This window comes from Alistipes shahii WAL 8301 (genome assembly GCF_025145845.1).
Lineage (GTDB): Bacteria > Bacteroidota > Bacteroidia > Bacteroidales > Rikenellaceae > Alistipes > Alistipes shahii.
In genome coordinates this window covers 1-26944 of the sequence record NZ_CP102253.1, presented here as the reverse complement: position 1 = coordinate 26944, position 26944 = coordinate 1, and the positions used below count along the sequence as shown (strand labels likewise).

Below are 26944 nucleotides of genomic sequence, written 5' to 3'. Positions count from 1 at the left end.
CATACGGACCCCGGCCGGTTTGCCGTTAAGCCCTTCCCCGGGAGAGGGGCGGACCGGTGAACGACGCCGGAGGCGGCGATAACGACCGGACCGAAGCGGGATGCGGCGTGTCGCGCGGAAGCGTATCCAGCAATGTTATTGTTCGATACGCGAATCTTTCAGTCCCAGGAAGTAGAGGATGCCGTCCAGCCCGATGGTCGAGATCGACTGCCGGGCCGTGGCCTTTACCTTGGGTTTGGCGTGGAAGGCGATGCCCAGGCCCGCGAGGTTGAGCATCGGCAGGTCGTTAGCGCCGTCGCCGACGGCCACCGACTGGGCGATGTTGATCTCCTCGAACTGGCACAGCAGCCGCAGCAGTTCGGCCTTGCGGCGTCCGTCGACCACCTCGCCGACATAGCGTCCCGTGAGGCGTCCGTCCTCGATCTCCAATTCGTTGGCGTAGACATAGTCGAAGCCGTATTTCTGCCGGAGGTAGTTGCCGAAATAGGTGAATCCGCCGGAGAGGATCGCCGTTTTGTAACCCACGCGTTTGAGAATGGTCATCATGCGCTCCAGCCCCTCGGTGATCGGCAGGCTGCGGGCGATCTCCTCCATGACCGAGACGTCCAGTCCCTTGAGCAGCGCGACCCTCTGCGAAAAGCTTTCGCGGAAATCAATCTCGCCGCGCATGGCGCTGGCCGTGATTTCGCGCACCTTGTCGCCCACGCCCGCGCGCTCGGCCAGTTCGTCGATCACCTCGGTCTCGATCAGCGTCGAGTCCATGTCGAAGCAGATCAGGCGGCGGCTGCGGCGGTAGATGTCGTCCTTCTGGAACGAGACGTCGAGACCGATCTCCGAGAGGTTCATAAATCCCTCCTGCATCGTGCTGCGTTCCTGGTCGGTGAGCGATCCGCGCACCGAGAGCTCGATGCACGACTTGGCGGCGCGGTCGTCCTCGCAGAGGGGCATGCGGCCCGTGAGGCGTTTGATGGCGTCGATGTTCAGCCCGTGCTCGGCCACGACCTTCGTCACCTCGGCGATGTGGCGTGCCGTGACGGTGCGGCCCAGCAGGGTGATGATGTAGCGGTTTTTGCCCTGACGGCCCACCCAGTCGTTGTAGCGTTCCTCGGAGATGGGCGTGAAACGGATCATCACGCCCAGTTCCGACGCCTTGAACAACAGCTCCTTCATGATGCTTCCCGACTTGTCGGCCGTGGTCTTGATCAGGATGCCGAGCGTCAGCGACTGGTGGATGTTGGCCTGTCCGATGTCGAGGATGAAGGCGTCGTAGCGTGCGAGGATCTCGGTGAGCGACGAGGTCATGCCCGGTTTGTCTTCACCCGAAATGTTGATCTGGATAATTTCAACGTTGTTCTGCATCGTATAATGTATGGTGTTTTCCGGCGCTTTCTGCAAAAAGCGCAGACAAAGTTAATAAAGTTCTCTTTTTTTTGGCTATTTTTGCCTCACAAACTTAAAAAACGGAATTATGTGGACATTTTTAGCGGCCGAAGAACCTGCCTCGCTGATCGTGCCGGACAGTGTGCAGAAAGCGAATCTGGCCGAAGCGGTCAATAAGATCGTGAACATGGATTTCAGCACTTTGTTCGGCTCGCTGATTCGTGAATCGCTCTGGATTCTTGTCAAGGTTCTCATTGCGCTAGCCATCTATTTCATCGGACGCTGGCTCGTGCGCCGCTTCCTGCGGCTGATCGACGTGGCCATGCAGCACCGCAATGTCGACATTTCGCTGCGTTCGTTCACGCGTAATACCGTCAGCGCGTTCTTCACGCTGCTGCTCATCCTGATCGTCGTGTCGACGCTGGGCGTCAACGTGACATCGCTCATCGCCGTCGCGTCGGCCGCCACGCTGGCCATCGGTATGGCTTTGAGCGGCACGGCCCAGAACTTTGCCGGCGGGGTGATGATCCTGCTGATGAAACCCTACCGCATCGGCGACTACATCTCGGCGCAGGGACAGTCGGGAACCGTGCGCGACATCAAGCTCTTCTCGACGGTGATCGCCACGGCCGACAACCAGACGATCTACATTCCCAACAACTCGATCGCGACGGCCATCATCGACAACTATTCCACCTCCGAGACGCGCCGCGTGGACTGGACCGTGGGCATCTCCTACGGCGACGACGTGGATGTGGCCCGCAAGGCCGTCCTTTCGATGCTGGCCGCCGATCCGCGCGTCCTGCCCGATCCCGCCCCGGTGGTGTGGGTCGCTGCGCTGGCCGACAGTTCGGTGAACCTCTCGATCCGCGCATGGGTCAAGAACGCTGACTACTGGAACGTCTTTTTCGAGCATAACGAGCAGTTCTACAAGGAGCTGCCGAAGGCCGGCATCAACTTCCCGTTCCCGCAGATGGACGTGCACCTGACCAAAGAGTAGGGTATGAAAACGCACCTTTTCACCGTTCTTGCGGCAATGAGCCTTTCGGCCTGCAATCCTGACCGGGGACCCGAGTATACGACCCCGGCGGAATTCGGCGAGGTGACCGTGTCGCCGCAGACCATGGCCTTCGATTCGGAGGTCAGGGTGAAGGTGTCCGTTTCGTGCCCCTACGGGCTGCGCAACGTCTGCATTCTCTACATGCTCGACGGCGACGAATCCGACGTGAGGACCGTCGCGAAGACCGAGCCGCCTGCCGACGTCACCTCGTTCGATTACGAGGGAGTCATTCCCCGGCAGAGAGCCGGCCGGAAAGTGACTTTCCGGATACGTGCCATCACGGCATACAATGTGCCCTCCTATACGCAGCTTCGGGAATATACGGTTCCCGACGAAGAGGAGGAAGAATCCGAACAACCCATTTAAACAACGAAATAGCAATTTTATGGAACTGAAAGAGATTCTGGCCATTTCGGGCCAGCCCGGACTTTATAAATTCGTGGCGCAGTCCGTGCGCGGCGTGATCGTCGAGTCGCTGCTCGACGGACGGCGCATGAATGCCTCGGCGAATGCCAAGGTGAGCGCCCTTTCGGAGATTTCGATGTTCACCGAAGGCGAGGACATTGCGCTGGCCGACGTTTTCACCCGGATCTACGCCCACACGGGCGGCAAGGAGGCGATCAGCCCCAAGGAGTCGCCCGAGAAGCTGAAAGCCGCGTTTGCCGAGGTGCTTCCCGAGTACGACCGCGACCGGGTGCATGTTTCGGACATCAAGAAGTGTTTCGCGTGGTACAACACGCTGGTCGGGGCGGGATTCACGGAGTTCAAACTTCCGGCCGAGAACGAATAGCGAAAAATATCCCGGCACGGGCCGGGACGTGACGAACCGAAAGCCGCTGCGGCTTTCATAAAGACCTGTCGTTATGGAGAGGAAAACGAAAGTGCTGGCACTGGTTGCCCACGACAACATGAAACGCGACCTGGCGGAGTGGGTCGACTGGAACAGCCGCAAGTTGAGCCGCCACCATTTGGTATGTACGGGTACGACCGGCAAGATGGTCGAAAAGACCCTGCGCGACCACCGGGAGGAGCACGAGGACGAAGCGGAGGAGAAACCCGAGCTGAAAATCACGCTGCTCAAGTCGGGTCCGCTGGGCGGCGACCAGCAGCTGGGGTCGCTCATCGCCGACGGAAAGATCAATGCGCTGATTTTCTTCTGGGACCCGATGTCGGCCCAGCCGCACGACGTCGACGTGAAGGCGCTGCTGCGTCTGGCGACGCTTTACAACGTCCCGACGGCCATCAACCGTTCGTCGGCCGATTTCCTGATCTCCTCGCCGCTGTACGAGGACGACGGCTACGAACCCGTCGTGAAGGATTACAAGGCCTATGTCGAGCGAGTGCTGAAATAGGCGATGGATTGAAAAGGGAACGGGCGTGAATTTCACGCCCGTTCCCTTTTTCGTTATTAAGTGTACGCAGAGGTTGTTTTTGCAGGAATCCGGAGCGTTTACTCCATGTCCAGCGGCATGGATTCGATGACCGCTTTGTTGGCGGCCTTGAACCGTTCGGGAAGCACCTTCATCACCTTGCGGTCGTAGGTGAACAGACCGTTCACTTCGCCCTCCACGTCGGTGGTCTGGGTGTAGACGGCGCCCGAGAAGCCCAGACGCACGTATTTGATCAGGCTTTTGGCGTATTTCTCATACTCTGCCGTCACCTCCTCCGGGGTCTTGAACTGCACGTAGCCCCAGTTGCGCTTGTTCCACCAGAGGTGTCCCTCCATGGGCAGCCCGATGCCGCCGTATTCGCCCAGCACGTTCACGCGCTGCGGATCGAAGAGTTTCATGGCGGGACCCGGGTAGTTGTGCAGGTCGAGCATGTGGCCGCAGGGACGGTGGTTGCCGCCGCTGGCGGGGTTGACCAGACGCGAAGGATCGTACTCCATGGTCCAGTTCACGATGCGCTCGGTGTCGAACTGGCCCCATGCCTCGTTGAAGGGAACCCATGCCACGACGCTCGGGGAAGACATGCAGAAATCCATGATCTCTTTCCACTCCTTGCTGAAGTTGTCCTTCGACTTCTGCGTGCGGTTCTTGTCCGTACCGCCGTTGTAGGTGTACATTTCCCACTTGTTGCCCATGTCTCCCGAGGGCATGTCCTGCCATACGAGAATGCCTTCGCGGTCGCAGTGGTAGTACCAGCGCGCCGGCTCGACCTTCACGTGCTTGCGGATCATGTTGTAACCCAGCTCCTTGGTCTTCAGAATGTCGAACAGCAGCGCTTCGTCGGTCGGTGCGGTGAAAAGTCCGTCGGGCCACCAACCCTGGTCGAGCGGACCGAAGTGGAAGAGCGGTTTGTCGTTGAGCGTCATGCGGAGGATGCCGCCCTTGTCGCGCTTGGTTCCGATCTTGCGCATGGCGGTGTACGAATCGACCTTGTCGACGGTTTTCCCGCCCTGCCTGAGCGACACTTCCATGTCGTAGAGGAACGGCGAGTCGGGGCTCCAGAGTTTCGGCTCGGCGATGCCCAGACGCAGCGGGTTTCCGGGAAGTCCCGTCGCCGAAGCCACGAGCTTGCCCTTGTCGAGGATCTTCACCTCCACCAGATCGCCCGTCGTGCAGTTTTCGGCCGCCACGGTTACGGCGATGTTCTTCTGGTCCAGGTTGGGAATGGCCTTGATGCCCGAGATGTGGCTCTTCGCCACCGGTTCGATCCACACGGTCTGCCAGATGCCGCTGACCGGCGTGTACCAGATGCCGTTGGGGTTCAGCACCTGCTTTCCGCGGGGCTGGTATCCCTTGTCCGTGCCGTCGAACACGCGTACGACCAGCTTCTGCCCGCCTTTGGCCTTGAGATAGGGGGTGATGTCGAGCGAAAAGGGCGTGAAGCCGCCCGTGTGCGAGCCTGCAAGGATGTCGTTCACGAATACGTCGGCTTTCCAGTCCACCGCGCCGAAGTTCAGCAGCACGTTGCTGCCTTTCCAGGCGGCGGGCACGCTGAACGTGCGGCGGTACCAGAGTTCATCCTTCTCGGTGAGGCCCTTCTGCACGCCCGACAGCGAGGATTCGACAGCGAAGGGGACGAGGATCTTTCCGTCCATCGTTTTCGGTTCCATGGCGCCGACGGGTTTGATGGCATAGTCCCACAGGCCGTTGAGATTCACCCACTGCGAGCGTACCATCTGCGGACGCGGGTATTCGGGAAGCACGTTGGCCGGGTCGACCTTTTCGGCCCATGGCGTCTTGATTTTGTCGCCCACGGGTTTCCACTGGGCAAAGGTGCACAGCATGCTCAGCGCTGCCACGGTTGTCAGAATTGTTTTTTTCATTACTGATTGATAAAAGGATTGAATATAGTGTTTACTGTCTCTTCTTCTTGAACTGTCCGGGGTAAGGCTCTACCATGCAGCGCTTTGCCCAGGCTTCATACGCTTTGGCCATCGCTTCGACCTTTGCGGGGGCCTGCTCCGGATTTTCGAGCACGTATATCTGATGGTTGCCCGTATTGCCGTCGTCGGCGCTCAAATAGATATACCATCAGGTTCGCGATCCGGCGCAGCGACATGGCGTTTACGGGAGCTTTCATGGTTGGGTTGGTTTTAAAATCCTGATTTACGAATACAAATTTCGTAAATTAAAATTTTTTACCTGCCATATTTTGATCAGAAAAAAGCAAGATTTAGTCAAAATGCCCCGCAGGGGTCCGGTTGGCGAAAAATTGTCGTCGATTGGTCAAATATTGGTGCCCCGGAACGGCTGATGTATTTATATTTGTATGCCAATCGAAATCGTGCATTATTTTATGCTATTCTTCAAACGCCCGGCTTTCGGCCGAATCTACGCCTTCGAGGTGGACGGCTACGGGAACCGCACCGGCCTGCTCAACAGCATTACGGTCGAGTAGGGACCGGTATGATTCCGATGAAAAAGCGGGGCCGCACACATTGCGGCCCCGCTTTTTCACAGGTTGTGCGACAGCGGTGCCGGAACCGCTTCGCTCAAATCGTAGCCGCCCCAGCGGCAGGCGATCTCGTCGAGCGTGGCGAACAGCTCGGCGGTGTCGAGCGATGTCACGAGTTTCAGCCGTGTGGACTTGAAGTCGGGCAGCCCCTTGAAATAGTTGGTCATGTGACGCCGCATTTCGAGGATTCCGACATGGTCACCCTTGATTTCGAGCGATTTCTGTAAATGTTCCTTCGCGATGGCCACGCGTTCCGCGACCGACGGCTGCGGCAGCGCTTCGCCCGTCGAGAGGTAGTGCTTCACTTCGCGGAATATCCACGGCCGGCCGTAGGTCGCCCGGCCGATCATCACGCCGTCCACGCCGTAGCGGTCGAACATCTCGCGGGCTTTCGGACCTGAATCGACGTCGCCGTTGCCGATGATCGGAATGCGTATCTGCGGGTTGTTCTTCACCTTGCCGATCAGCGTCCAGTCGGCCTCGCCGCGGTACATCTGCGCCCGCGTGCGCCCGTGAATGGTGAGGGCCGCAATGCCGACATCCTGCAACCGCAGGGCTATCTCTTCGATGTTTTTCGACTCCTCGTCCCATCCGAGGCGGGTTTTCACCGTCACGGGCTTCTTCACCGCCGCGACGATCCGGCGCGTCATCTCGACCATCAGCGGCACGTCGCGCATCATCCCCGACCCGGCTCCGCGGCCGGCGATCTTCTTCACCGGGCAGCCGAAATTGATGTCGATCACGTCGGGACCGGCCGCCTCGGCCATGCGCGCCGCCTCGACCATCGGGTCGATCAGGTGGCCGTATATCTGAATGCCCACGGGGCGTTCCGCGTCGTCGATTTCGAGTTTCTTGAGCGATTTCGCCGCGTCGCGGATCAGCCCGTCCGACGAGATGAACTCGGTGTAGACCATGTCGGCGCCGAAGCGTTTGCACATGTAGCGGAACGACGGGTCGGTCACGTCCTCCATCGGAGCGAGCAGCAGGGCGCGTTCGCCCAGTTCTATATTTGCGATTTTCATGGCTGTTGTTTCTGGCTGACGAGGATTTTGTCGATGCGCGCGCCGTCCATGTCCACGATTTCGAACGTGAAGCCGTTCCATTCCAGTTTCTCGCCCGTGGCGGGAATGTGGGCCAGTTGGTCGAGGATCAGGCCGCTGACGGTGTTGTAGGCGTTGCAGGGCAGGGCGTTTTCCAGACCGAACCAGTCGAGAAAGTCGTAGAAAGGGCATTGCCCGTCGACCAGACAGCTGCCGTCCTCGCGCCGGACGATGTCCGGCTCCTCGCGCGGGTCGGGCAGTTCGCCGACCAGGGCTTCGAAAATGTCGCGCAGGGTGATGATGCCGCGCGTCACGCCGAATTCGTCGCAGATGATGCCGTAGCCCAGCTGCTCCGTGCGCAACTGTTCGAGGGCGTTGTAGACCTCGAACCCTTCGTGGAAGAATTTCGCCGGAGCGACCAGCCTGCGCAGGTCGAATCCCTCGTCGCCCAGATGCAGGAAGAGGTCTTTGAGGCAGACCACGCCCAGCAGTTTGTCGAGACTTCCCTCGCCGACGGGGTAGCGGTTGTGGGGCGCTCGGGCCACCGTCTCGCGGATCTGCGCCGCGGACGCCGCCGCGTCGATCCATGCCAGTTCGCTGCGGTGGGTCATGATCGACTCCACGGTGCGGTCGCCCAGCGAGAAGACGCGGCCCATGATCTGCTGTTCGACCGCCTGCACCTCGCCGTCCTCGGCGCCTTCCTGGATGATCGAACGGATTTCCGCCTCGGTGACCTTGCTCTCGGCCCGTTGCAGGCCCAGCAGGCGGGCGACGCCCGCCGTGCTTCTGGAGAGCAGCCACACGAAGGGCGACGCCGCGACCGAAAGCAGCCGCATCGGCCGCGCGACGATTTTTGCGGCCCGCTCGGCGGCGTTCATGCCGATGCGTTTGGGGACCAGTTCGCCGAATATGATCGTGAGGTAGGTGACCGCGATGACGATCGTGACCTGCGCCGTGACGGTCGCCGTGCGCAGCGGAATGCCCAGCCGGGCCAGCTCTCCGCCGAATTTCGCCGCCAGCGTGTCGCCGGAGTAAATACCCGTGAGAATGCCGATCAGGGTGATGCCGATCTGTACGGTCGAGAGGAACCGGTCGGGGTCTTTGGCCAGTTTCAGGGCCTGGCGGGCGCCTGCGCTGCCTTGCCGGGCCTGCATCTCCAGATTCGAGCGGCGGGCCGATATGAGCGCGATCTCCGACATGGCGAACAGCCCGTTGAGCAGGATCAGCAGCAGAATGACGAGAATTTCCATGGAATGTCTTGTCGGTTTGTGTCGCAAAGATAATGGATGTCGGGCTAAAACCAAAGAATATGGTCCCGAGGGAATTGCTTATTCGCTGAAAAACGCTAAATTTGCAGGCAAAATCTATTGGATATGAATATCGAAACCTTTATTTCGGATGCGGTCCGCCGGTCGGTGGAGGCGCTTTACGGTGAGCTTGGCGACGAGCAGTTGCAGATTCAGAAGACCCGCAGGGAGTTCGAGGGCGACTATACCCTCGTAACCTTTCCGCTGCTCCGGCGAAGCCGCAAGTCGCCCGAAGCCACCGCGACCGAAATCGGCGAATACATGGCGGCCAACGTCCCCGAGATCGCGTCGTTCAACGTGATCAAAGGTTTCCTCAACCTTTCGCTCGACAGTGCGTTCTGGGCGGCCCGCTTCGCCGAGGTCGCCGCCGACGAACGTTTCGGGCAGGCTCCCGCGACGGGCCGTACCGTGATGGTCGAGTACTCGTCGCCCAACACCAACAAGCCGCTCCATCTGGGGCATATCCGCAACAACCTGCTGGGTTACTCCGTGGCGCAGATTCTCAAGGCCAACGGCCATACGGTCATCAAGGCCAATCTGGTGAACGACCGCGGCATCCACATCTGCAAGTCGATGCTGGCGTGGAAGCTCTACGGAAACGGCGAAACCCCGGCATCGTCGGGGATGAAGGGCGATCACCTCGTGGGCAAGTACTACGTGGAGTTCGATAAACACTACAAGGCGCAGATCAGGGAGCTGGTCGCGCAGGGACAGCCGGAGGACGAGGCCAAGAAAAACGCCCCGATCATGCTCCAGGCGCAGGAGATGCTGCGCAAGTGGGAGGCCCGGGACCCCGAGGTGTACTCGCTCTGGGAGACGATGAACGGCTGGGTTTACGAGGGCTTCGACGTGACCTACAAGGCGTTGGGCGTCGATTTCGACAAGGTCTATTACGAGTCGCAGACCTACCTGCTGGGCAAGTCGCTCGTCGAGGAGGGGCTTAAAAAGGGTGTCTTCTACCGCCGTCCCGACAATTCGGTGTGGATCGACCTCACGGCCGACGGACTGGACGAGAAACTGCTGCTGCGCGGCGACGGCACGTCGGTCTACATGACGCAGGACCTCGGCACGGCTTTCCGCCGCTTCGAGGACAATAGGCTCGACGACATGATCTACGTCGTAGGCAACGAGCAGAACTACCACTTCCAGGTGCTGAAACTGGTGCTCAAGAAATTGGGCTACGCCGACTGGAGCGATCATATCACCCACCTCTCCTACGGCATGGTGGAGCTTCCCGAGGGCAAGATGAAGTCGCGCGAGGGTACGGTGGTCGACGCCGACGACCTGATCGAAGGCATGGTCTCGACGGCCCGCGAGATGTCGGCCGAGCTGGGCAAGCTCGACGGATGCTCGGAGGAGGAGGCCAATGCCGTTTCGACGATGGTCGGGCTGGGTGCGCTCAAGTACTTTATATTAAAGGTCGATCCCAAGAAAACGATGCTGTTCGATCCCCGCGAGTCGATCGACTTCAACGGCAATACGGGTCCTTTCATCCAGTACACCCATGCGCGCATCCGCTCGGTGCTTCGCAAGGCCGCCGAGGCGGGCATCGACTTCGGAGGAGCCGCCACGGCGGATTACCTGCGCGAGGAGATCGACCTGGTGAAGTCGCTGACGGAGTATCCGTCGGTGGTGAAGTCCGCGGGCGAGAACTTCGCGCCGTCGGTCGTCGGGGCCTATGTCTACGAGCTGGCCAAGCAGTTCAATGGCTATTATCACGACCATTCGATCCTCAAGGAGGAGAACGCCGGGGTGCGCACGATGCGTCTCCAGCTGGCGCAGCAGGTCGCCCGCGTCATCAAGGAGGGCATGAAACTGCTGGGCATCGACGTCCCCGAACGCATGTAACGCATTCTGTGATAATGAAAAACGGAGGTTTCGCTGAAACCTCCGTTTTTTCGTGCCGTTAGCGTGGTACGAATCTTGCGAGAGACGAGGGCGTTAACTAACACTATTTTAGCGTGAAAACATTTGCATCAACTTTCGCTCTTTCTCTCGCGTTGTGTGCCGCTGCCGGAGCGACGGCCCAAACCAAGAGTGCGGTTCCGGCTCCTGCGGCCGATACCGTATTGCTGTCGGAGACTGCCGACGGAGACTACATCGTTCGCAGGTTCATCGTCAAAAGCCGCGGCGACGCCGACTATTCGATTCGCTACCAGATCAATCTGGCGACGCTCAATGCCGCGCTCAACGGCAATCCGCAGGAGCTGGACGGACTCAACGCCTTTGTGGACAACCTCGTGAAGGATACGCTCCGGCAGGTCTGCGCCGTGACGATCACGGGCTATTCTTCTCCCGATGGTCCGCTGAAGTTCAACGAAGCGCTGGCTGCCAAGCGGGCCGGCGATTTCAAGGCGTATGTCGACAGGAAGTACGATTTCTCGAAAAAGTACAAGGTGACGGTGAATTCCGTCGCCGAGGATTGGGAGACGTGCCGCGCGCTGGTCGCACAGTCGTCGATGCCCGACCGGCAGTCCGTGCTGAACGTCATCGACGGCAAGCAGTCGTCCGATCAGAAAGAATTGGCGCTCAAGAAGATGCCGGCTGCATGGAGCTACCTGAAAAAGAACGTTCTGCCGAAACTGCGCCGTGTCGAACTGACGATCGGCTACGGTGCGGGCAACATCGTCGAGCAGCGCACCATGATCCCCAAACCCAAACCGGCTCCGCAGCCGCAGCCCGCGCAACCCGCTGAACCGTATGTCGTTGTCGACGAGCAGGTGAACGGAATCATCGTCGAGATGCCCGACAGGCACGAATACAAGAAGGAGGTGCGCGAGGAGTCCCGGGAGGTGAAGAAGGAGGCGAGGGCCGCCGAGCGGCTCGCCAAAAAAGAGGCCCGCGAAGCGCAGAAGATAGTCCGCCAGCAGGAGAAGGCTGCCAAAAAGATCGCTAAAAAGGAGGCCAAGGCCGCCAAGAAAGCCGAGAAGGCCGCCAAAAAGACCTACAAGGAGCTTGAAAAAATGTAATGAAAAAGGATTCCGGAAATCCGGAATCCTTTTTTGTCCGCCGCCCGCCCGGGAAATAATTCCCGGGGCCGCAGTCCGAAAATGTTTGATAATCCGAAACGTTTTATTACCTTTGTCAGAGCAAAAATTTTAAAATCGACTGAATATGGCAAATTTACGAAACCTGAAGAAGGAGATTGACTACCGCCTTGAGGAGGTTGTTTTCGACTGCGATATGGCTATCTGTTTCCAGCCTTCGAAAGAGAAGGAGATTTTCGAGGTGATGCAGGAGGCCGTCGGCGTTCGCAACGATCTGTTCGCCAAAGCGATGAATCCCGCCGAGCCGCACAACCCGTCGCTCGTCCGCAAGCACTACGCTGCCCTGCGCGCCGAGATGGACGACGTTTTCGGCAAACTTTTCGAAAAGTTGAGCAAGATCAACGAGAAGAAATAGGGTAGTCCCTTCCGCTGAAAAACAACGGAGCGTCTCATGCGGGGCACTCCGTTCGTTTTATTCGTGGTTGCGGCAGCAGTCGCCGGGGTGGTGTTCCAGCACGGTGTGGGGGATGTGCCCGTGCGATACCAGTTGAATCGGGCAGTCGTAGTTGCGCAACTGTTCCTCGGTCAGAATGTTCGAACGGTGGCGGTGGACCTGCCGGTTGACGCAGACGATCTCCTTCACGACGCTGGTGATCGTGCCGATGTCGTGCGACACCATGACGATCGCCATGCGGGCGTTCAGTTCATGCAGCGTGCGGTAAAGCTCCTTCTCGAATTTGTTGTCCACGAAATTCGCGGGTTCGTCCAGGATCAGCAGCTTCGGGTCCGAGATCACGGCCCGGGCCAGCAGCGCCCGCTGCATCTGCCCGCCCGACACCTCGCCGATGGGGCTGCGGGCCGTGTCGGCGATTCCCGATGCCGCAAGCAGTTCCATCGCTCTGGCACGGTCCTCCTTCGTGTAGCGGGAGCTGAATCCGCGGCGGCCCTGCAATCCCGACAGTACGACCTCGAGGACCGAGATCGGGAATGCGCGGTCGAAATCCGAAATCTGCGGCATGTAGCCGATCAGCCGTTCCTTCCCGCGGAACAGCTCCGGGGCGAGAGTCAGCTCTCCGGTGTGGGGGACGGTTCCCAGGATGGCCTTTACGAGCGTCGTTTTTCCGCCGCCGTTGGGACCTATGACCCCCAGGAAATCGAGGTCCGCAATCTCCAGGTCGACGTGCCGGAGGGCCTCGTAGCCGTCGTATGCGACACTTACGTCGCGCAGCGTTACCAGATTCATTTTGCCGTGATTGAATCGGTCATTGCGTCGATGGCGCCGATGGCGTCTTCGTCCAGCGGGTCGATCTCCACGTATTCGGCGTCGATGTCGCGGGCGATGATCTCCACGGTCGATGCCGGGAACTGGTTCTGGTAGAAAATCCGCCGCACGCCGTCCTCGCGGGCCTGTCGGATAACCGCCGTCAGCTGTTTGGCCGACGGTTCCTTGCCGTCGGCCTCGATGGCCACCTGCCGCAGTCCGTAATCGCGTGCGTAGTAGGTGAGTGCGGGATGGTAGACGATGAAGTACTTCACGCCGCTCCGGGCGATCTTCTCCGCCGTGCGGATGTCCAGTTCCTTGAGCGTGCTGCGCAGCCGGTTGTAGCCGGCCTCGTATTTCACCGAGTCGGGATAGGCGTTGCGAATTGCCTCGTAGGCGTTTGCGGCCATCGTTTGCAGGGCTTTGGGCGAGGTCCAGACGTGGGGGTCTACACCGTGGGCATGCCCGTGGTCGTGTCCGTGGTGGCCGTGCGAGCAGGAGCCTGCGATCAGGTCGATACCGCGGCTCAAGTTCACGACTTTCGCCTGATCCCCGACTTTGCCCAGCAGGGTGGTTTCGAAGTCGATCAATCCCACGTTGAAAATGAGCTGTGCCTTGTTCAGCTCCACGAACTGCCGGGGCGTCGGCTCGAACGTCTCGGGACTTGCTCCGGGCGGCACGAGCACCTCTATTTTGAAATCGTCGCCGACAATCCCCTCCACGATGCTGCGCAGCGGGGGGATCGAGACGTAAAACGTATTTTCCCCGGCGGGTTGTTCCGGCGTGCAGGCCGCGAGCAGCAGGGCTGCCAGTAAGTATGCCGATAATTTACGCATGGTTGACAATCAATGATTTGTGATTTATACGGTAGGGTAGTCCCCTGTATTTTGTGCAAAGGTAGTAAAATTACCCGTAGCGGCGGGATTTTGCGGCTTGTTTTGTCGTTTCGGCCGAAATGTTTATCTTTGGCCCCCGATTAAAATCCCCGTATGCCGATAAACAATCCGAAAGAGGTCCTCGCCCTGGTGGAGAGGGCCGCCTCCGACAAGATTTCGCTTCCCGTTCGCAAAATATTGATTTTAGCGTTTTTAGCTGGCGCCTATATTTCTATGGGAGGCTTGTTTTCCATCGTGATAGGATATGGCTTTCCGTCGATGGCTCCTGCTCCGGGATTGCAGCGCCTGCTCTCCGGACTTGTCTTCCCGCTGGGGCTTATGCTGGTCGTTTTCGCAGGAGCGGAACTCTTTACGGGCAATAATGCCGTGCTGATCCCCGGTGCATTGGGACGACGTTATGGATGGCGTAAGGTGTTGTTAAATTGGATGTTGGTCTATGCCGGAAATTTTGTCGGGTCGCTGTTTTTCGCCTGTTTTCTCGTGAAACTTCCCGGCATGCTCTCTGCCGAGGCGTGGCGTTCGGCGGCCGTCGGCATTGCCGAGGCAAAGGTCTCGATGCCGTGGCTCACGGTGTTCCTGCGGGGTGTCGGCGCCAACTGGCTGGTGTGCCTGGCCGTGTGGCTGGGTTTGAGCGCCAACGATGTCGCGGGCCGGCTGCTGGGATTGTTTTTCCCGATAATGTGTTTTGTGGCAATCGGTTATGAACACAGCGTCGCCAATATGTTTTTCATTCCGCTGGGCATGATGCACGGTGCATCGGTCACCGTGTCCGATTTTCTGCTTGCCAATCTTGTTCCCGCGACTTTGGGCAATATCGCCGGCGGAGCGGTCTTTGTCGGCGGTATCTACTGGTATATTAATAAGTAAAAAACAGTTGATTATTAATCAATTAATATTCGGATAACGACCATAATTTAACATAATGACAATATTAATTCAATTACCTTTGTACTGTATTGAAAAAGCATCCCGATTAAAGGATGCTTTTTTTATGGTCGCCGGCCGGACGATTTGCCGGACGAGTTAAATTCATTTTGGATTTTAAGCTTCGGCCGGTGGCGGATTATCTTCCTGTGCGTGCAATATTCACAAAAATATTCCGGGCGATGGCTTTTAGCGCTTTGTCGGCGTGAAACTCTCGAAGGTAAGGTCATCGTACAATATTACGATCCGCCGGACAGCGACGTCTGTTCGTGTGCCGGAAAATGGAGTCGTTGCCGGCGGCGCCGGATTTTCGGACGTTGTCGAAGCCGGCTCCTGATGCGGCGGGTTGAACGGCGTATTCCGGGCCGGACCGAACAATCCGTCGGAGATCGACGATTCGACCGCAGCGGCCGGTGCGGATTGTTCGGGTTTGCTGTCGCGATACATCTTGTCGGAATCGAGCAGCAGCCAGTCGGGATTGATTCGCGGGAACCTCCGGAGAATCTTTTGTAACAAATCGAAGCCCGGTTTGTTTCGCCCGGCGAGAATATGGGAAATTCCCGCCGGATTGATTTCGAGCAGTTCCGCGAGCTGGCTCGGCTTCAATCCTTCGTTTTTCATCAGATCGAGCAATTTTTCCCTCATCAGCGCAAATTTTTACAAATATAAAGTTTTTTCTTTTGTAAAACAAGTAAAATCTACATTTGTAAAATGTTAATAAGTGTCGACAAAGTTTACAAGTGTAAATAAGTCGATATGGTTAAATTTGCATGCAATCTATTTGTTAAAGCGTTATTTTAGATAAATAACGATAAATATATGGTATTTGAATATTTACGCTGTGCACTATTGGCGCAGTCTACTTGTAGCTGGTTATTGATGGATTAGACTATATGATATTGAATTATTTCTTTAAGTAATATTCGTAAATGACTGATTAATAAGTATATATTGCTCAATGTTTAATATTTTAATCGCTTGTTGGTCGCTCTGAAATTGCAGTTTATTTAAAGGATGTCGAATTATTACAATTGTAACTATTGACATCTTTAATAAACAAATGTGATTTACAAATGTAATTACATATGGAAATGACGCGGACATTGTGTGTTTACATTTGTAAATACACTACCCTATTTTGTAAAAATGGATGCATTTTCAAGCTATTTCCGAACCCTTATCAGACATTTTGTTAACATCTCCGGATTTCGGATTTATTATGTTAAATAAAAAGAGGCCGGATAGTGTTGATAACCCACTATCCGGCTTAAATACAGCTTGTTGTAGATTTGTAAACAGCCTTCTATTTCGAGAGTTTGTCGGCTATTTCGCGGAACTCTTCCGGCGTCAGTTTGAGCTTTTCGCGGTAGAAATCCACGTCGTTTTCGCTCTGAATGGGGATCAGATGAATGTGTGCATGGGGCACTTCGAGGCCTAAAACTACGACTGCTACCCTTGCACACGCTATTTCCCGCTTGATTTTGGCTGCGACCTCTTTGGCGAAAAGCATCATGCCTGCCAGCGTTCGGTCATCGAGGTCGAAAATATAGTCCACCTCCTTTTTGGGGACGACCAGCGTATGGCCTTTTGTCAGCGGATTGATGTCGAGAAATGCATAGTAGTCTTCGTTTTCGGCTACTTTGTACGAGGGGATCTCCCCTGCGATGATGCGTGAAAAAATAGTTGCCATATCTTTGTTTTTAGGTTTTGCCTATTTAGCGACCGGGGCGTCTTCCGAAGTTTCGGCTGCATTTTTTTCTGCGGCGATTCGTTTATTGCGGATCAGTTCCTTGATGCTGTTAAATACATTGACAAGGATCATTATCAGCAGCAGGCTGTCGGTGAATGTGAACTTGTCCGGTTCTGCGAAAAGCCCGAAAATCGCCCATGTCGTGAATAACGCACCCCAGAACCAAAGCGCCCTGCGCTGCATTCGGACCGTTTTCGCGGCTTCCCGGCGGCGGTAGTCTTCCAGCCATTTATTTTCCCGAGGTGTCATTTTCGTCATTTATCGAGGTTTCTGCTGTGGAGAGAGTGGGTCAGAGATCGCCCCAGGGCCTCTTGCCCACCAAAATACGCCTGTTATTGACAATGCCGAGAAGGATGCTGACGAGGGAGAGGGCGATCCCCAACGCTCCCAACCAGTCCGACCGGGAGATGACATCGGTACGGAATAAGTAGATTCCCCATCCGATACTTGCGGCGATTGCGCATCCGAGCAGGATGTATTGCAGTTTCAGATTGCGTTTTGCCTTGTCCGGGTCCCGGGCGGCGGCCCGCCAACGCAGTTCTTCGGGCGTCAAGAGGGCTTTAGGCTTGGTTTCAGGCATCTTATTCCTCGAACTTGGGTTTCAGTATTTCCGAGTAGATAATCGCCTGCCGGAGGTTGAATTCTTCGGTCTGGGACGTTGTTGCCGCATCCGGTGCATTGTTCGTGAGGGAATGCGCGGCGATTTCGTCATTCCCGCTGTCGTCCATGAGCCGGTTGACGGTCTGGTGGCGTAAATGCCCCCTCCCGGCGGCTTTCGGCGTCGTATGTTCCGGTGCGTATTCCTCGGCGGGAATCTCCTCCAGACTCTGGCATTCGTCCGGAAAAACGGGTGCAACGGGCCACGGCGCAGGGCGCGGAGCCGGCATCGGGTCCGGTTCGGACTCCGGGTGTGCCTGCGAGGGCCACGCCTCTTCGTGGCCGGGTGTGCGGGCGCCTTTTCCGCGGGCCTTGCGCGATTGCGATACGACGTTGAATATCATCGCTCCGGCGATGATCACGACCCATATTACCGTTGCGAAATCATCCATGTCTTTAACTCAATGTTCGTTTGACACTCTCTATACCCTTTATCTTGCGCAGTTTGTCCATCACGGCGTGGAGACTTTCGGCGTCCTTCACGTAGAGGCTGACATTGCCTTCGAAGATGCCGTCGTGGCTGTGGATGTTCACTTCGCGGATATTGATGTTGAAATCAGCGCTTACGACCTTCGCCAGGTCGAGCAGGATGCCCTGCCGGTCGATGCCGCGCAGTTCCGTGGTCACCAGGTAGGACATGGCCTTGTGCTGCGACCATTTGATCTCCTCCTTGACGATGTTGCGGCCGAACTGTGTCGCAAGACGGTTCAGCTCGTCGCACGTGGCCTTGTGTACGATGATGTTTCCCGAGGCGGGGTCTCGATACCCTACCACCTTGTCGCCCGGAATGGGCTTGCAGCACTCCGCGATTTCGAACTGCGGTTCCGTGGCCGGAGCCTCCTCTGCCGGGGCGATTTCGCCCGGAATTGCGGCATCGTCCGTCTCGTCCTCCTTCTTCTGGGGGATGAAGAGGGTCCAGAATTTGAGTATCTTGCTCTTGGAGTTGACCTTGAGGGCTTTGTCCAGGTTGTCGAGCGAGACGATTCCCGCTCCGATCTTACTGTACAGCTCCTCCTTGTTCTTGCTGTCGTAAATGGGCGTGATCTTGCGCAGTACGCGGCCGCTCAACTTGACGTTCAGCGACTTCATCTTTTCGTCGAGCATCTGCATGCCCCGCTCGATGTTGTTCTGCCGTTCGCGTTTGAGGAAACTCTTGATCGACTGTTTGGCCTTGGCCGTGGTGACCGTTTCGAGCCATTCGGGCTTGGGGCGGGCGTTGTCGGCCGTGATGATCTCGATCTGGTCGCCGCTGTTGATCTGCGTGGTGATCGGTTCGAGTTTGTGGTTGATCTTGGCGCTGATGGCGCTGTTTCCGATCTTCGAGTGGATGTCGTAGGCGAAGTCGAGAGCCGTGGCTCCGAACGGCATTTTCCGGGCTTCGCCCTTGGGTGTAAACACCACTATTTCCGATGTATACAGCGATAACTTAAAGTTGTCCAGGAAGTCCACGGCGTTCTCCGTCGGACTGTTCAGCGCCGCACGTATCTGTTTCAGCCACTTGTCGAATTCGTCCTCGTCCTGCGAAATGGTCGCATGCTTGTATTTCCAGTGGGCGGCGAACCCGCGTTCGGCGATGTCCTCCATGCGCTGCGTGCGGATCTGCACCTCGACCCACACTCCGTCGGGTCCCATCACCGTCGAGTGCAGCGCCTCGTAGCCGTTGGCCTTGGGCATCGAAATCCAGTCCCGCAGCCGGTCGGGCTTGGGGGTGTAAATGTCGGTGATCGTGGAGTAAATCTGCCAGCATTGGGTTTTCTCCGACGGAAACGGCAGCGGCTTGAAGACGATGCGGATGGCGAACAGGTCGTAAATCTCCTCGAAAGGAATCTGCTTGCGCTGCATCTTGCTCCAGATCGAGTAGACGCTTTTCACGCGTCCCGAAATCTCGTAGTTGATGTTGTCGCGGTTGAGCGAGGCGATGATCGGGGCGTTGAACTTGTTGATGAACTCCCGGCGCGAAGCTTCGCTTTCCTGCAATTTCTGCGTGATTTCGGCATACTGCTGCGGGAAGCGGTACTTCATGCAGAGGTCCTCCAGTTCGCTCTTGATCGAGTAGAGCCCCAGCCGGTAGGCCAGCGGCGCGAAGAGGTAGATCGTCTCGCCCGTGATCTTGATCTGCTTGTTCATCGGCATCGCCCCCAGCGTGCGCATGTTGTGCAGGCGGTCGGCGATCTTTATCAGGATCACCCGTACATCGTCGGAGAGCGTGAGGAGCACTTTACGAAAATATTCGGCCTGCTCGGAGGTGTCGGCGTTGAACACGCCGGACATTTTCGTCAGTCCGTCGACCATCGAGGCGATTTTCGGGCCGAAAATGCGTTCCATGTCCTCCACGGAGTATTCCGTGTCCTCCACGACGTCGTGCAGCAGGGCTGCGACGACCGATTTCACGCCCAGCCCGATCTCCTCGATGACGATCTTGGCTACTGCAATAGGATGCAGGAGGTACGGCTCGCCGGAGCGGCGCCTTACCCCCTCGTGTGCCTCCTTGGCCAGGAAAAATGCACGTTTGATGAAGTTCCAGTCCTCGTCGTTCTTGCAGATCTTGGTGCACGAGAGGAGCAGGTCGTCCCATTTCTCCTTTATAAGGTTCTCATCCTCGGCAGTATATCCCATAGACTACTCTTTTTTGGTGGTCTTCATGGCTTCGCGGACCTTGGCCTCGATCTCGTTGCGCAGCTCCTCGTCGTTTTTCAGCAGCTCCTTGACGGCGTCGCGTCCCTGTCCGATCTTGCGGTCGCCGTAGGAGAACCACGATCCGGCCTTCTTGACCACGCCGTAATCGACGCCCAGGTCGACGATCTCGCCGATCTTCGAAATGCCCTCGCCGAACATGATGTCGAACTCCGCGCGTTTGAACGGAGGGGCCACCTTGTTCTTCACGACCTTGACCTTCGTGCGGGTTCCCAGCTGGTCCTCGCCGTCCTTGATGACCGACATGCGGCGGATGTCGATACGCACCGAAGCGTAGAATTTCAGCGCATTGCCTCCCGTGGTGGTCTCGGGGTTGCCGTAGACCACGCCGATCTTGTCGCGCAGCTGGTTGATGAAGATGCAGACGGTCTTGGTCTTCGAGATGCTCGACGTGAGTTTGCGCAGCGCCTGCGACATGAGGCGCGCCTGAAGACCCATCTTCGAGTCGCCCATTTCGCCCTCGATCTCGGCCTTGGGCGTCAGCGCCGCCACGGAGTCGATGACGATGATGTCGATGGCGCTCGAACGGATCAGCGAGTCGGCGATTTCGAGCGCCTGCTCGCCGTTGTCGGGCTGCGAAATGAGCAGGTTGTCGACGTCCACGCCCAGTTTCTGTGCGTAGAAACTGTCGAAGGCGTGCTCGGCGTCAATGAAGGCCGCGATGCCGCCGGCCTTCTGCGCCTCGGCGATGGCGTGAATCGCCAGCGTGGTCTTGCCCGACGACTCGGGACCGTAGATCTCCACGACGCGGCCCTTGGGATAGCCGCCTACGCCGAGCGCCATGTCGAGCGTGATCGAACCCGTCGGGATGACCGGAATGTCGTTCACTTCGGTGCTGTTCATGCGCATGATCGAGCCTTTGCCGAAGTCCTTCTCTATTTTCTGCATCACTGCGTCCAGCACTTTGAGTTTGTCCGCGTTTATCTGTACTTTTTCTGCCATTATGGTTTTGTTTTGTATCATTAACTTTGTTTCGGTCCGCTGCTGTCGAACTTCGCCGAGCGGCGGGAGCCGTTGTTTCGCCGCCTTGCGGCGTCGGGTCCCCGCCCGAGACGGGGATTTAGGGGGTGGGTCGGATTCGTAAACGACGCTTCAGGCGGCGAATACGGCGGTCGGACGCACATCGGCGGGACAAATTGTATCCTGTCCTTACTTGTAGGAATCAATGATCTGCCGGTAGTGGTTCTTGGTGTCCACCTTGGTGAAAATCTTCTCGATGCGGCCTTCGGCGTCGATGACGAACGTCGTGCGCAGCACACCCATGTACTTGCGGCCGTACATCGACTTCTCGGCCCACACGCCGTAGGCTTCGCACACCGAGTGGTCGGTGTCGGAGAGCAGCGTGAAATTCAGGTCGTGCTTGTCGCAGAAACTGCGGTGCGACTTCTCGCTGTCGGGGCTTACGCCGATGATCCGGAATCCCATCCGTGTCAGTTCGGCCTTGCCGTCGCGCAGGCTTTTGGCTTCGAGCGTACAGCCCGAGGTGTTGTCCTTGGGGTAGAAATAGAGTATCGTGCGCTGTCCTCGCAGATCGGCAAGCGTCAGAGGCTCACCGTCTTGGGTCGTGGACTTGAAATCGGGGGCCATCTCCCCCGCCTGCAACTGTGTCATAGCGTTTTCCGAAAAAGAGATTATTTTCTCAAAGGTATGAATTTTCCGGCGATTTTCATGCTTCCCGGGCGACTTTTTTGCGGCCTAATCCCATTGGTAGGTCACTTCGATCTGCTCGTTGAACTCCTCCTGCGTGGTGTTGAGCCGGTGCAGGCAGGCAGGACACCGGATGGCCGTTTCGGTCTCGACGTATTCGCCGCACCCGACGCACATCGGCAGCAGGCCGTAGCCCGGCTGCATGGAGTGCTCGAACTGCGCTCCGCAGTGCTTGCACCTGATTCTGTAAGCTGTTCCCATTGTCGTTTTGTTTTTGGTTCACGCTGCAAAGGAACGGTCTGCGAGTGACAGGTTGTGACACATCGGTGGAAAATGTAAAATAAACCCGCCGACAGCTGTCGGCGGGTCGTTCGGCTAATGGTGGTGTTCGGCCTCCATGGCCTCCTGCCGGGTCTTGTGGACCGTGCCGTGGGGATGTTCCGCCGGGGCGTAAATCGAGTAGATTTTCAGCGGTTTGTCACCTGTGTTGACGATGTTGTGCCATTTTCCGGCCGGGACCAGGATCGCATAGTCGTCCGAGACCTCGCGCACGAAGTCGAGGTTGTCCTCGCTGTCGCCCATCATCACGCGTGCCGTGCCCTCCTCCACGCGCAAGAACTGGTCGATGTCGTGGTGTTGTTCCAGCCCCACGTCGCCGCCGGCGGGAATCGCCATCAGCGTCACCTGCAAGTTGCTGCCGGTCCACAATGCGGTCCGGAAATTCTCGTTCGCGAGCGTGTGGCTTTCGATGTTCAGCACCGTCGGTTCGGCTCCGTGATCTTTCAGCGAGACGGGTTCGGCGGAGGCTTTTGCCTGCGGGGCCGGAGCTTGCCGGCAGCACGATGCGGCGGCGAGTGCGAGGCACAGCGCGCCGGTCGTCAGGAGGTGATTTCGTTTCATGCGGTTTGCTTTCAAAGTTTGTGGAAATATAGTGAAAAATTTACATTTTCGGGGTGTTTGCCGCAATATATTCGCGGATATAGCCCGTCAGCTCGGGGGAGTCGACGATGCGGATGTCGTCCAGCAGCCCCACGACGAAGCGTCCCACCCCGGCCATTCCGGCCACCTCCGTGTCGAGCGACCAGCGTCCCCGCCCCAGCGGTTTCACATCGCATTCGGCCAGCGGATACTCCTCGCACAACAGGTTGTAGGCCAGCGTTCCCAGTTCCAGCCGCACGCGGCGGCGCGCCCCGCCGTGCATGCGGAAGGCGTCGATGAATCCCTCGCTGTGGGCTTCTTGGTGCTCCCACACCGCTTCGGACAGCTCCACGGAGCCGATACGCGAGGTTTTGAAGAGTTTGTTCGTGTGGCTTTCGAGGTCGTAGCACCACACCTGCACGTAGTTGGTCGTGAAGGCGAAAGGCTCTACCCTGCGGTCGCGGACCCCGCCTCCGTGGGCCGACAGGTAGCCGTGCAGCACGGCCTGCCGCTCCTGCTCGATGGCCTCGATCAGCCGCCGGATGTTCGGGGCGTTTTTGCCCCGCACGACGGTGTCGGCCAGCGTCTTGTTGTCGTAGACGGAGTAGAGTTTGCGCTTGAGGTTCTGCTTGAGCATATTGGTGTCGTCGATGTTCTCGATGGCGTTTTTCAGGATCACGGCCTCCTCCTCGGTGAAGTGCACCAGCTGCGAGATGTCGCGGAAGTGCGGCGACTCCTTGTCGAGACGGATGCAGTCGCCCGATTTCTTGATCACGAACCCCGCCTCGCGAAAGGTGTCGATATACCGGTAGACCGTGCGGCGCGACATCTGGAGCCGTTCGGCCAGCTGGTCGACGTTGTAGGTGGTGTTGGCCGTCAGCAGCTTCATTAGCCGCAGCAGGCGTTCGAGTTTGGGTTGGTCCATAATTATTCGGCAGCAGACGGCCGTTCGCCGTGCAGAGGTCGTAAATTAGCCATAAGAAAGTCGGATGTTCTTTTTATGAAGTCATCGAATGCAATCAGCATCGGGTCTTCCTTTCCGCCGTGAGCGGCATTTTCGACAATCATCAACTCTTTGGGTGTCGTTTCGGGCAGCGATTCGATTATTTTCCTGCTCATCCAGACGGGAGTGCGGAAATCGTTCTCGCCTACGATCAGGAACAGAGGTTTTTCGAATTCCGGAGCGATATGTACGGGCATCAGTTCGGTCGGAAAATCATCCGGAACCAGCAATTCATTGCGGGTCTTGTTTTTGTACTGCATGACCAAAGGGATGAAATCGTCGAAATCCGTCGGAAGGGAACGGCCGATGAAAGCATTCACCAGATTGTCGGTGTGTGCCGTAATCATGGAGAGATAGGCGCCTGTCGACCAGCCGACGATGGCCGTCGCTCCGTCCAGAACTTCCTCCTGTTCGGAGGTCTTCCGTATGACAGCCCGGTAATCTTCCAGCATTTCCGTATAACACAGGTAGTTGCGATCCATTGCAAAGGGTGAGCTCTTGCCGAATCCGCGCCAGTCGAAAGTGACGACATTGAACCCCCGGGAGGTCCAGTTCTTCGCCAGATAAAGTTGGAAGTAGGACATATTGCCTGCATCGCCATTGCATATGATGATGGTCGGGCGCTTTGCCTCACCCGGCGCTTCGTGGGTTCGGCGGTTTTCGTTCGGATTCCGCAGCTCGCTCTCGGACGGCGGGTTTTGTGCAGGGAAAAACCAGGTTTCGATTTTATAGCCGTCGTTTGTGATGACTTCTAAATTTCTATATATCAGCCCCATGCTTTCCGGATTCCTGATATATACGGTATCCGGAATAATTGCATGGCAGTTTGCGATTCCTGAAAAGGACGCAATCAAAAGAGTGACGAACGCTTTCATGCTGTTTTCGGCAAATATACGAAAAAGTCGTGACATTGTCTGTCACGACCCGCTTTCAGGTTGGTTCATAGGCGGTCAGTCGAGCAGTTCGGAGAGTTTCTGCGCGAGGGCTTCGCCCCGCAGTTGTTTGGCTATGATCTTTTCCGTCGCACAGTCGATCAGGAAGCAGGAAGGGATGCCGCCCAGCGTATAGTCGCTCCACGCCTGTGTCTGGCGCGGGTGCAGACCGAATCCCTGATGAATCTGCGTCCAGCGCATGCCGTAGGTCTCGATGCATTCGAGCCACCGTTTGCGGTTGGCGTCGTAGGAGACGCCGAAGATGTCGAATCCCCGGCTGTGGTATTTCTCGTAAAGCGCAGCGAGGTTCGGGAACTCCGCCCGGCAAGGCCCGCACCAGAGGGCGCCGAAGTCGAGCAGCACGTAACGGTTGCCCGGTTTACGGACTGTCGCGGCGAGTGAAACGGTATCCCCTTCGGGCGTCTGTCCCGTGATGTCGGCATAAGATGTTCCGACATCGGCGCGCATCCCGGCGATCGTCTTGCGCAGTCCGAGCAGGGCGGGATGCTTTTGAAATGCAGCCGGGAACGAATCCAATAATGGCAGAAGCTCGCGTCCGGGACGATTGGTCAGTAATTCGTTCTCCAGCAGGGATAGCGCCAGGGCGTTACGGTTCTCGAGAACGACCGCGCGGAATAAACTGTCGCAGGCTTCGGCCGTACGCAGCGGGGAAAGGCCTTTTTGCCTCAACCCGGCGACTTTTTGCGGCAGTTCGTTCCTGAACTCGTTCTGCGGCGTTCCGGTCAGGATGAATTCGTCTTCATTGCGCTTTTCAACACGGATCTCGCCGGTTTCGAGGATGAAATCCGAGTCGCTGATTTGTTCTCCGTCGGCGCCTCGTCCCATATAGAGGAAGGCGCTCACCGGATAGGGCCAGCTTCCTTTCATTGCGAAGGACGAGTTGTCGATTCGCGCCGAGTCGATGATGGTCTCCGGGCCTCCGGCATAGGTGATGATGTACATGTATTTTCCGTCGGTAAACGCCGGGTCGCGGCCCGTAAGGGTGAATTTTACGGCTGTCGATTGGCTGCAACCCGCCAGAATCGCGGTTGCGGTGATGATCGAAAGGGGCTTTTTCATGGGTTTGAGGGTTGGTGACTCCAAATATACGAAAAAGTCGTGACATTGTCTGTCACGACCCTCTGTTTGTACCGACGGTATGTGTACCCAATTTATTGGGCGAGCACCTTTTTTTCGATCTCCTCGACCTGGCGGCGGAACGCCTTGTCGGTCTCGATCAGATTCGTCACGGCCTTGCACGAGTGGAGCACCGTGGCGTGGTTGCGGCCTCCGATGGCCGACCCGATCGTCGTCAGCGGCGCCTTGGTGTGCTGCTTGGCCAGATACATGGCGATCTGCCGGGCCTGGGCGATTTCGCGCGTGCGCTCCGTGGAGTTGAAGCGTGCGAAGTCCAGATTGAGGTATTCGCACACGACCTCGATGATGTGGTCGATGGTGATTTCCTTCTGGTAGAGCTTCACGTAGACCTTCAGAATCTCCTTGGCCAGCGACGTGGTGATCTTGCGTCCGAGGAACGAGGCGTTGGCCACCAGCGACGACAATGCGCCTTCGATTTCCCGCACGTTGGCCGAGATGTTGTCCGCCAGGTACGCCACCACGTCGTCCGTGATCTGCGCCCCGAGTTTCTGCGCCTTGGCGCGTATGATCTTGAGCTTCGTGTCGTAGTCCGGCGTGTTGAGCTGGGCCGACAGTCCCCATTTGAAACGGGTCAGCAGTCGCTGCTCGATGTCCTTCAACTCGACGGGCGGCTTGTCCGACGTGAGGATCAGCTGCTTGCCCGCCAGTTGCAGGTGGTTGAAGATGTTGAAGAACGCGTTCTGCGTACCGGTCTTTCCCGTCAGCTCCTGGATGTCGTCAATGATCAGCACGTCGATCATCTGGTAGAAGTGGATGAAGTCGGGAATCTCGCCGTTCTTGTAGGCCGTCTGGAACTGCGCCTGGAACTTGTTCATCGAGACGTACAGCACCTGCAACTCCGGGTGGCGCTGGCGCACCTCGTGGCCGATCGACTGCACGATGTGGGTCTTTCCCAGCCCCGAATCCCCATATATATAAAGAGGATTGAAGGGGTTGTTTCCTGGGTTCACCGCCACGGACATGCCCGCCGAGCGGGCCAGCCGGTTGCACTCGCCCTCGATGAAGGTCGCGAACGTAAGGTTCGGATTCAGCTGCGGGTCGATGATTATTTTCTTGAGGCCCGGAATTACGAACGGATTCTTTATATTTGCGGTGTTGGTCTGCGTGTTGAAGCGCGAGATGGCCGTCGTGTCGGAATCCGCGGCCACGGGGACCGCCTGGACCGTCGTGCGGGGCACGGCGTAGTGGAGGCGGGTCTGCTGCCCGTAGAGCTGCGAGATGATCGGTTTGAGGAACGGGATGTAGTTCTTCTCGATCTGGCGGACGTAGCTTTCGTTGGGAACCCTCAAGCGAAGCGTCGTGCCGTCGAATTCGAGCGGGACGATGGGCTGAAACCACTTTTCGAACTCCTCGGCGGAGGTCCGGGCCTTGATCTGGTCCAAGCAGTTTTGCCATATATCGCTATATGTCCGTGTGTTGTTTAACAT

Annotated in this window: 29 protein-coding genes; 8 read left to right on the top strand and 21 right to left on the bottom strand. The window is 57.4% G+C overall.

Going from position 1 to position 26944, the window contains the following annotated elements:
• Window positions 1-135 precede the first annotated feature (135 nt).
• Window positions 136-1359 carry a phosphoserine phosphatase SerB gene (serB, locus tag NQ492_RS00150; protein ID WP_044054862.1) on the bottom strand — a complete coding sequence of 408 codons (1224 nt, stop codon included), beginning with the start codon at window positions 1357-1359 and terminating at the stop codon, window positions 136-138.
• 109 nt (window positions 1360-1468) lie between these two features.
• Between serB and NQ492_RS00145 the strand changes: the two genes are divergently transcribed.
• The 4 genes from NQ492_RS00145 to NQ492_RS00130 all read left to right on the top strand — a co-directional run bounded on the left by NQ492_RS00145 (window position 1469) and on the right by NQ492_RS00130 (window position 3792).
• Window positions 1469-2380 (top strand): mechanosensitive ion channel family protein, encoded by a 912-nt coding sequence (locus NQ492_RS00145; RefSeq protein WP_015547753.1) that lies wholly within the window; start codon window positions 1469-1471, stop codon window positions 2378-2380.
• A 3-nt stretch (window positions 2381-2383) separates the two neighbouring features.
• On the top strand, window positions 2384-2806 hold the full coding sequence (locus NQ492_RS00140) for a hypothetical protein (RefSeq protein ID WP_015547752.1): 423 nt from the start codon (window positions 2384-2386) through the stop codon (window positions 2804-2806).
• Between the two features lie 19 nt (window positions 2807-2825).
• The gene (locus NQ492_RS00135; RefSeq protein WP_015547751.1) at window positions 2826-3230 is read left to right on the top strand and encodes a DUF5606 family protein; all 405 of its coding nucleotides are present in this window, start codon (window positions 2826-2828) and stop codon (window positions 3228-3230) included.
• Between the two features lie 73 nt (window positions 3231-3303).
• Entirely contained in the window at window positions 3304-3792 is a 489-nt protein-coding gene (locus NQ492_RS00130) for a methylglyoxal synthase (RefSeq protein ID WP_015547750.1), read from the top strand.
• Window positions 3793-3890: 98 nt separating this feature from the next.
• Here NQ492_RS00130 and NQ492_RS00125 read toward each other — a convergent pair whose 3' ends face one another.
• The 4 genes from NQ492_RS00125 to NQ492_RS00105 form a co-directional block, all read right to left on the bottom strand.
• Entirely contained in the window at window positions 3891-5711 is a 1821-nt protein-coding gene (locus NQ492_RS00125; RefSeq protein ID WP_015547749.1) for a glycoside hydrolase family 2 protein, read from the bottom strand.
• A 31-nt stretch (window positions 5712-5742) separates the two neighbouring features.
• Window positions 5743-5907 (bottom strand): hypothetical protein, encoded by a 165-nt coding sequence (locus tag NQ492_RS00120; RefSeq protein ID WP_153811583.1) that lies wholly within the window; start codon window positions 5905-5907, stop codon window positions 5743-5745.
• 435 nt (window positions 5908-6342) lie between these two features.
• A complete protein-coding gene (gene dusB, locus NQ492_RS00110) occupies window positions 6343-7365 on the bottom strand; it encodes a tRNA dihydrouridine synthase DusB (protein ID WP_015547747.1) in 1023 nt (340 codons plus the stop codon).
• A complete protein-coding gene (locus NQ492_RS00105) occupies window positions 7362-8633 on the bottom strand; it encodes a hemolysin family protein (RefSeq protein ID WP_015547746.1) in 1272 nt (423 codons plus the stop codon). The genes dusB and NQ492_RS00105 overlap by 4 nt, the downstream gene beginning before the upstream one ends.
• A 123-nt stretch (window positions 8634-8756) precedes the next feature.
• Here NQ492_RS00105 and argS point away from each other — a divergent pair, with 123 nt between their 5' ends.
• The 3 genes from argS (at window position 8757) to NQ492_RS00090 (ending at window position 12092) form a co-directional block, all read left to right on the top strand.
• Entirely contained in the window at window positions 8757-10538 is a 1782-nt protein-coding gene (gene argS, locus NQ492_RS00100) for an arginine--tRNA ligase (RefSeq protein WP_015547745.1), read from the top strand.
• Between the two features lie 113 nt (window positions 10539-10651).
• Window positions 10652-11659, top strand: a complete 1008-nt coding sequence (locus NQ492_RS00095) for a hypothetical protein (RefSeq protein ID WP_231839930.1) — start codon at window positions 10652-10654, stop codon at window positions 11657-11659.
• 145 nt (window positions 11660-11804) lie between these two features.
• Window positions 11805-12092, top strand: a complete 288-nt coding sequence (locus NQ492_RS00090) for a hypothetical protein (protein WP_015547744.1) — start codon at window positions 11805-11807, stop codon at window positions 12090-12092.
• Window positions 12093-12149: 57 nt separating this feature from the next.
• Here the strand turns inward: NQ492_RS00090 and NQ492_RS00085 are convergent, their stop codons facing one another.
• Both NQ492_RS00085 and NQ492_RS00080 read right to left on the bottom strand, forming a co-directional pair.
• Window positions 12150-12920: a metal ABC transporter ATP-binding protein gene (locus NQ492_RS00085; RefSeq protein WP_015547743.1), complete on the bottom strand. Its 771-nt coding sequence runs from the start codon at window positions 12918-12920 to the stop codon at window positions 12150-12152.
• A complete protein-coding gene (locus NQ492_RS00080) occupies window positions 12917-13774 on the bottom strand; it encodes a metal ABC transporter solute-binding protein, Zn/Mn family (RefSeq protein WP_015547742.1) in 858 nt (285 codons plus the stop codon). Before NQ492_RS00080 ends, NQ492_RS00085 begins: the two co-directional genes overlap by 4 nt.
• A 153-nt stretch (window positions 13775-13927) precedes the next feature.
• On the opposite strand from NQ492_RS00080, the gene NQ492_RS00075 reads away from it, so the two are divergent.
• Window positions 13928-14701: a formate/nitrite transporter family protein gene (locus tag NQ492_RS00075; protein WP_015547741.1), complete on the top strand. Its 774-nt coding sequence runs from the start codon at window positions 13928-13930 to the stop codon at window positions 14699-14701.
• 246 nt (window positions 14702-14947) lie between these two features.
• Here NQ492_RS00075 and NQ492_RS00070 read toward each other — a convergent pair whose 3' ends face one another.
• From NQ492_RS00070 to dnaA, 14 genes are all read right to left on the bottom strand, one after another.
• On the bottom strand, window positions 14948-15403 hold the full coding sequence (locus NQ492_RS00070) for a helix-turn-helix domain-containing protein (protein ID WP_015547740.1): 456 nt from the start codon (window positions 15401-15403) through the stop codon (window positions 14948-14950).
• A 658-nt stretch (window positions 15404-16061) separates the two neighbouring features.
• Window positions 16062-16448, bottom strand: coding sequence for an HIT family protein (locus NQ492_RS00065; RefSeq protein ID WP_015547739.1), 387 nt, complete (start codon window positions 16446-16448; stop codon window positions 16062-16064).
• 21 nt (window positions 16449-16469) lie between these two features.
• Window positions 16470-16766, bottom strand: a complete 297-nt coding sequence (locus tag NQ492_RS00060; RefSeq protein ID WP_015547738.1) for a hypothetical protein — start codon at window positions 16764-16766, stop codon at window positions 16470-16472.
• Window positions 16767-16797: 31 nt separating this feature from the next.
• The gene (locus tag NQ492_RS00055) at window positions 16798-17088 is read right to left on the bottom strand and encodes a Rossmann-fold NAD(P)-binding domain-containing protein (protein ID WP_044054556.1); all 291 of its coding nucleotides are present in this window, start codon (window positions 17086-17088) and stop codon (window positions 16798-16800) included.
• 1 nt (window position 17089) lies between these two features.
• Window positions 17090-17557: a hypothetical protein gene (locus NQ492_RS00050; protein ID WP_015547737.1), complete on the bottom strand. Its 468-nt coding sequence runs from the start codon at window positions 17555-17557 to the stop codon at window positions 17090-17092.
• Window positions 17558-17561: 4 nt separating this feature from the next.
• Window positions 17562-19781, bottom strand: a complete 2220-nt coding sequence (locus NQ492_RS00045; RefSeq protein ID WP_015547736.1) for a RelA/SpoT family protein — start codon at window positions 19779-19781, stop codon at window positions 17562-17564.
• Between the two features lie 3 nt (window positions 19782-19784).
• The gene (gene recA, locus NQ492_RS00040) at window positions 19785-20801 is read right to left on the bottom strand and encodes a recombinase RecA (RefSeq protein ID WP_015547735.1); all 1017 of its coding nucleotides are present in this window, start codon (window positions 20799-20801) and stop codon (window positions 19785-19787) included.
• A 207-nt stretch (window positions 20802-21008) separates the two neighbouring features.
• On the bottom strand, window positions 21009-21470 hold the full coding sequence (gene bcp, locus NQ492_RS00035; protein ID WP_015547734.1) for a thioredoxin-dependent thiol peroxidase: 462 nt from the start codon (window positions 21468-21470) through the stop codon (window positions 21009-21011).
• An 84-nt stretch (window positions 21471-21554) separates the two neighbouring features.
• Complete coding sequence (locus NQ492_RS00030) at window positions 21555-21767, bottom strand: hypothetical protein (RefSeq protein WP_022062434.1); 213 nt, start codon at window positions 21765-21767, stop codon at window positions 21555-21557.
• Between the two features lie 114 nt (window positions 21768-21881).
• Complete coding sequence (locus NQ492_RS00025) at window positions 21882-22406, bottom strand: cupin domain-containing protein (RefSeq protein WP_015547732.1); 525 nt, start codon at window positions 22404-22406, stop codon at window positions 21882-21884.
• A 40-nt stretch (window positions 22407-22446) separates the two neighbouring features.
• Window positions 22447-23349, bottom strand: a complete 903-nt coding sequence (locus tag NQ492_RS00020) for a helix-turn-helix transcriptional regulator (protein WP_015547731.1) — start codon at window positions 23347-23349, stop codon at window positions 22447-22449.
• Between the two features lie 2 nt (window positions 23350-23351).
• A complete protein-coding gene (locus NQ492_RS00015) occupies window positions 23352-24302 on the bottom strand; it encodes an alpha/beta hydrolase family protein (RefSeq protein WP_050794785.1) in 951 nt (316 codons plus the stop codon).
• A 75-nt stretch (window positions 24303-24377) separates the two neighbouring features.
• A complete protein-coding gene (locus NQ492_RS00010) occupies window positions 24378-25439 on the bottom strand; it encodes a redoxin domain-containing protein (RefSeq protein WP_022062431.1) in 1062 nt (353 codons plus the stop codon).
• 92 nt (window positions 25440-25531) lie between these two features.
• Window positions 25532-26944 (bottom strand): chromosomal replication initiator protein DnaA, encoded by a 1413-nt coding sequence (gene dnaA / locus NQ492_RS00005; RefSeq protein WP_044054554.1) that lies wholly within the window; start codon window positions 26942-26944, stop codon window positions 25532-25534.

Coding starts and splice junctions, on each gene's coding strand:
- serB (WP_044054862.1), bottom strand. CDS start 1,359: ATGCAGAACAACGTTGAAATTATCCAGATCAACATTTCGGGTGAAGAC.
- NQ492_RS00145 (WP_015547753.1), top strand. CDS start 1,469: ATGTGGACATTTTTAGCGGCCGAAGAACCTGCCTCGCTGATCGTGCCG.
- NQ492_RS00140 (WP_015547752.1), top strand. CDS start 2,384: ATGAAAACGCACCTTTTCACCGTTCTTGCGGCAATGAGCCTTTCGGCC.
- NQ492_RS00135 (WP_015547751.1), top strand. CDS start 2,826: ATGGAACTGAAAGAGATTCTGGCCATTTCGGGCCAGCCCGGACTTTAT.
- NQ492_RS00130 (WP_015547750.1), top strand. CDS start 3,304: ATGGAGAGGAAAACGAAAGTGCTGGCACTGGTTGCCCACGACAACATG.
- NQ492_RS00125 (WP_015547749.1), bottom strand. CDS start 5,711: ATGAAAAAAACAATTCTGACAACCGTGGCAGCGCTGAGCATGCTGTGC.
- dusB (WP_015547747.1), bottom strand. CDS start 7,365: ATGAAAATCGCAAATATAGAACTGGGCGAACGCGCCCTGCTGCTCGCT.
- NQ492_RS00105 (WP_015547746.1), bottom strand. CDS start 8,633: ATGGAAATTCTCGTCATTCTGCTGCTGATCCTGCTCAACGGGCTGTTC.
- argS (WP_015547745.1), top strand. CDS start 8,757: ATGAATATCGAAACCTTTATTTCGGATGCGGTCCGCCGGTCGGTGGAG.
- NQ492_RS00090 (WP_015547744.1), top strand. CDS start 11,805: ATGGCAAATTTACGAAACCTGAAGAAGGAGATTGACTACCGCCTTGAG.
- NQ492_RS00085 (WP_015547743.1), bottom strand. CDS start 12,920: ATGAATCTGGTAACGCTGCGCGACGTAAGTGTCGCATACGACGGCTAC.
- NQ492_RS00080 (WP_015547742.1), bottom strand. CDS start 13,774: ATGCGTAAATTATCGGCATACTTACTGGCAGCCCTGCTGCTCGCGGCC.
- NQ492_RS00075 (WP_015547741.1), top strand. CDS start 13,928: ATGCCGATAAACAATCCGAAAGAGGTCCTCGCCCTGGTGGAGAGGGCC.
- NQ492_RS00070 (WP_015547740.1), bottom strand. CDS start 15,403: ATGAGGGAAAAATTGCTCGATCTGATGAAAAACGAAGGATTGAAGCCG.
- NQ492_RS00065 (WP_015547739.1), bottom strand. CDS start 16,448: ATGGCAACTATTTTTTCACGCATCATCGCAGGGGAGATCCCCTCGTAC.
- NQ492_RS00060 (WP_015547738.1), bottom strand. CDS start 16,766: ATGACGAAAATGACACCTCGGGAAAATAAATGGCTGGAAGACTACCGC.
- NQ492_RS00055 (WP_044054556.1), bottom strand. CDS start 17,088: ATGCCTGAAACCAAGCCTAAAGCCCTCTTGACGCCCGAAGAACTGCGT.
- NQ492_RS00050 (WP_015547737.1), bottom strand. CDS start 17,557: ATGGATGATTTCGCAACGGTAATATGGGTCGTGATCATCGCCGGAGCG.
- NQ492_RS00045 (WP_015547736.1), bottom strand. CDS start 19,781: ATGGGATATACTGCCGAGGATGAGAACCTTATAAAGGAGAAATGGGAC.
- recA (WP_015547735.1), bottom strand. CDS start 20,801: ATGGCAGAAAAAGTACAGATAAACGCGGACAAACTCAAAGTGCTGGAC.
- bcp (WP_015547734.1), bottom strand. CDS start 21,470: ATGACACAGTTGCAGGCGGGGGAGATGGCCCCCGATTTCAAGTCCACG.
- NQ492_RS00030 (WP_022062434.1), bottom strand. CDS start 21,767: ATGGGAACAGCTTACAGAATCAGGTGCAAGCACTGCGGAGCGCAGTTC.
- NQ492_RS00025 (WP_015547732.1), bottom strand. CDS start 22,406: ATGAAACGAAATCACCTCCTGACGACCGGCGCGCTGTGCCTCGCACTC.
- NQ492_RS00020 (WP_015547731.1), bottom strand. CDS start 23,349: ATGGACCAACCCAAACTCGAACGCCTGCTGCGGCTAATGAAGCTGCTG.
- NQ492_RS00015 (WP_050794785.1), bottom strand. CDS start 24,302: ATGAAAGCGTTCGTCACTCTTTTGATTGCGTCCTTTTCAGGAATCGCA.
- NQ492_RS00010 (WP_022062431.1), bottom strand. CDS start 25,439: ATGAAAAAGCCCCTTTCGATCATCACCGCAACCGCGATTCTGGCGGGT.
- dnaA (WP_044054554.1), bottom strand. CDS start 26,944: ATGTTAAACAACACACGGACATATAGCGATATATGGCAAAACTGCTTG.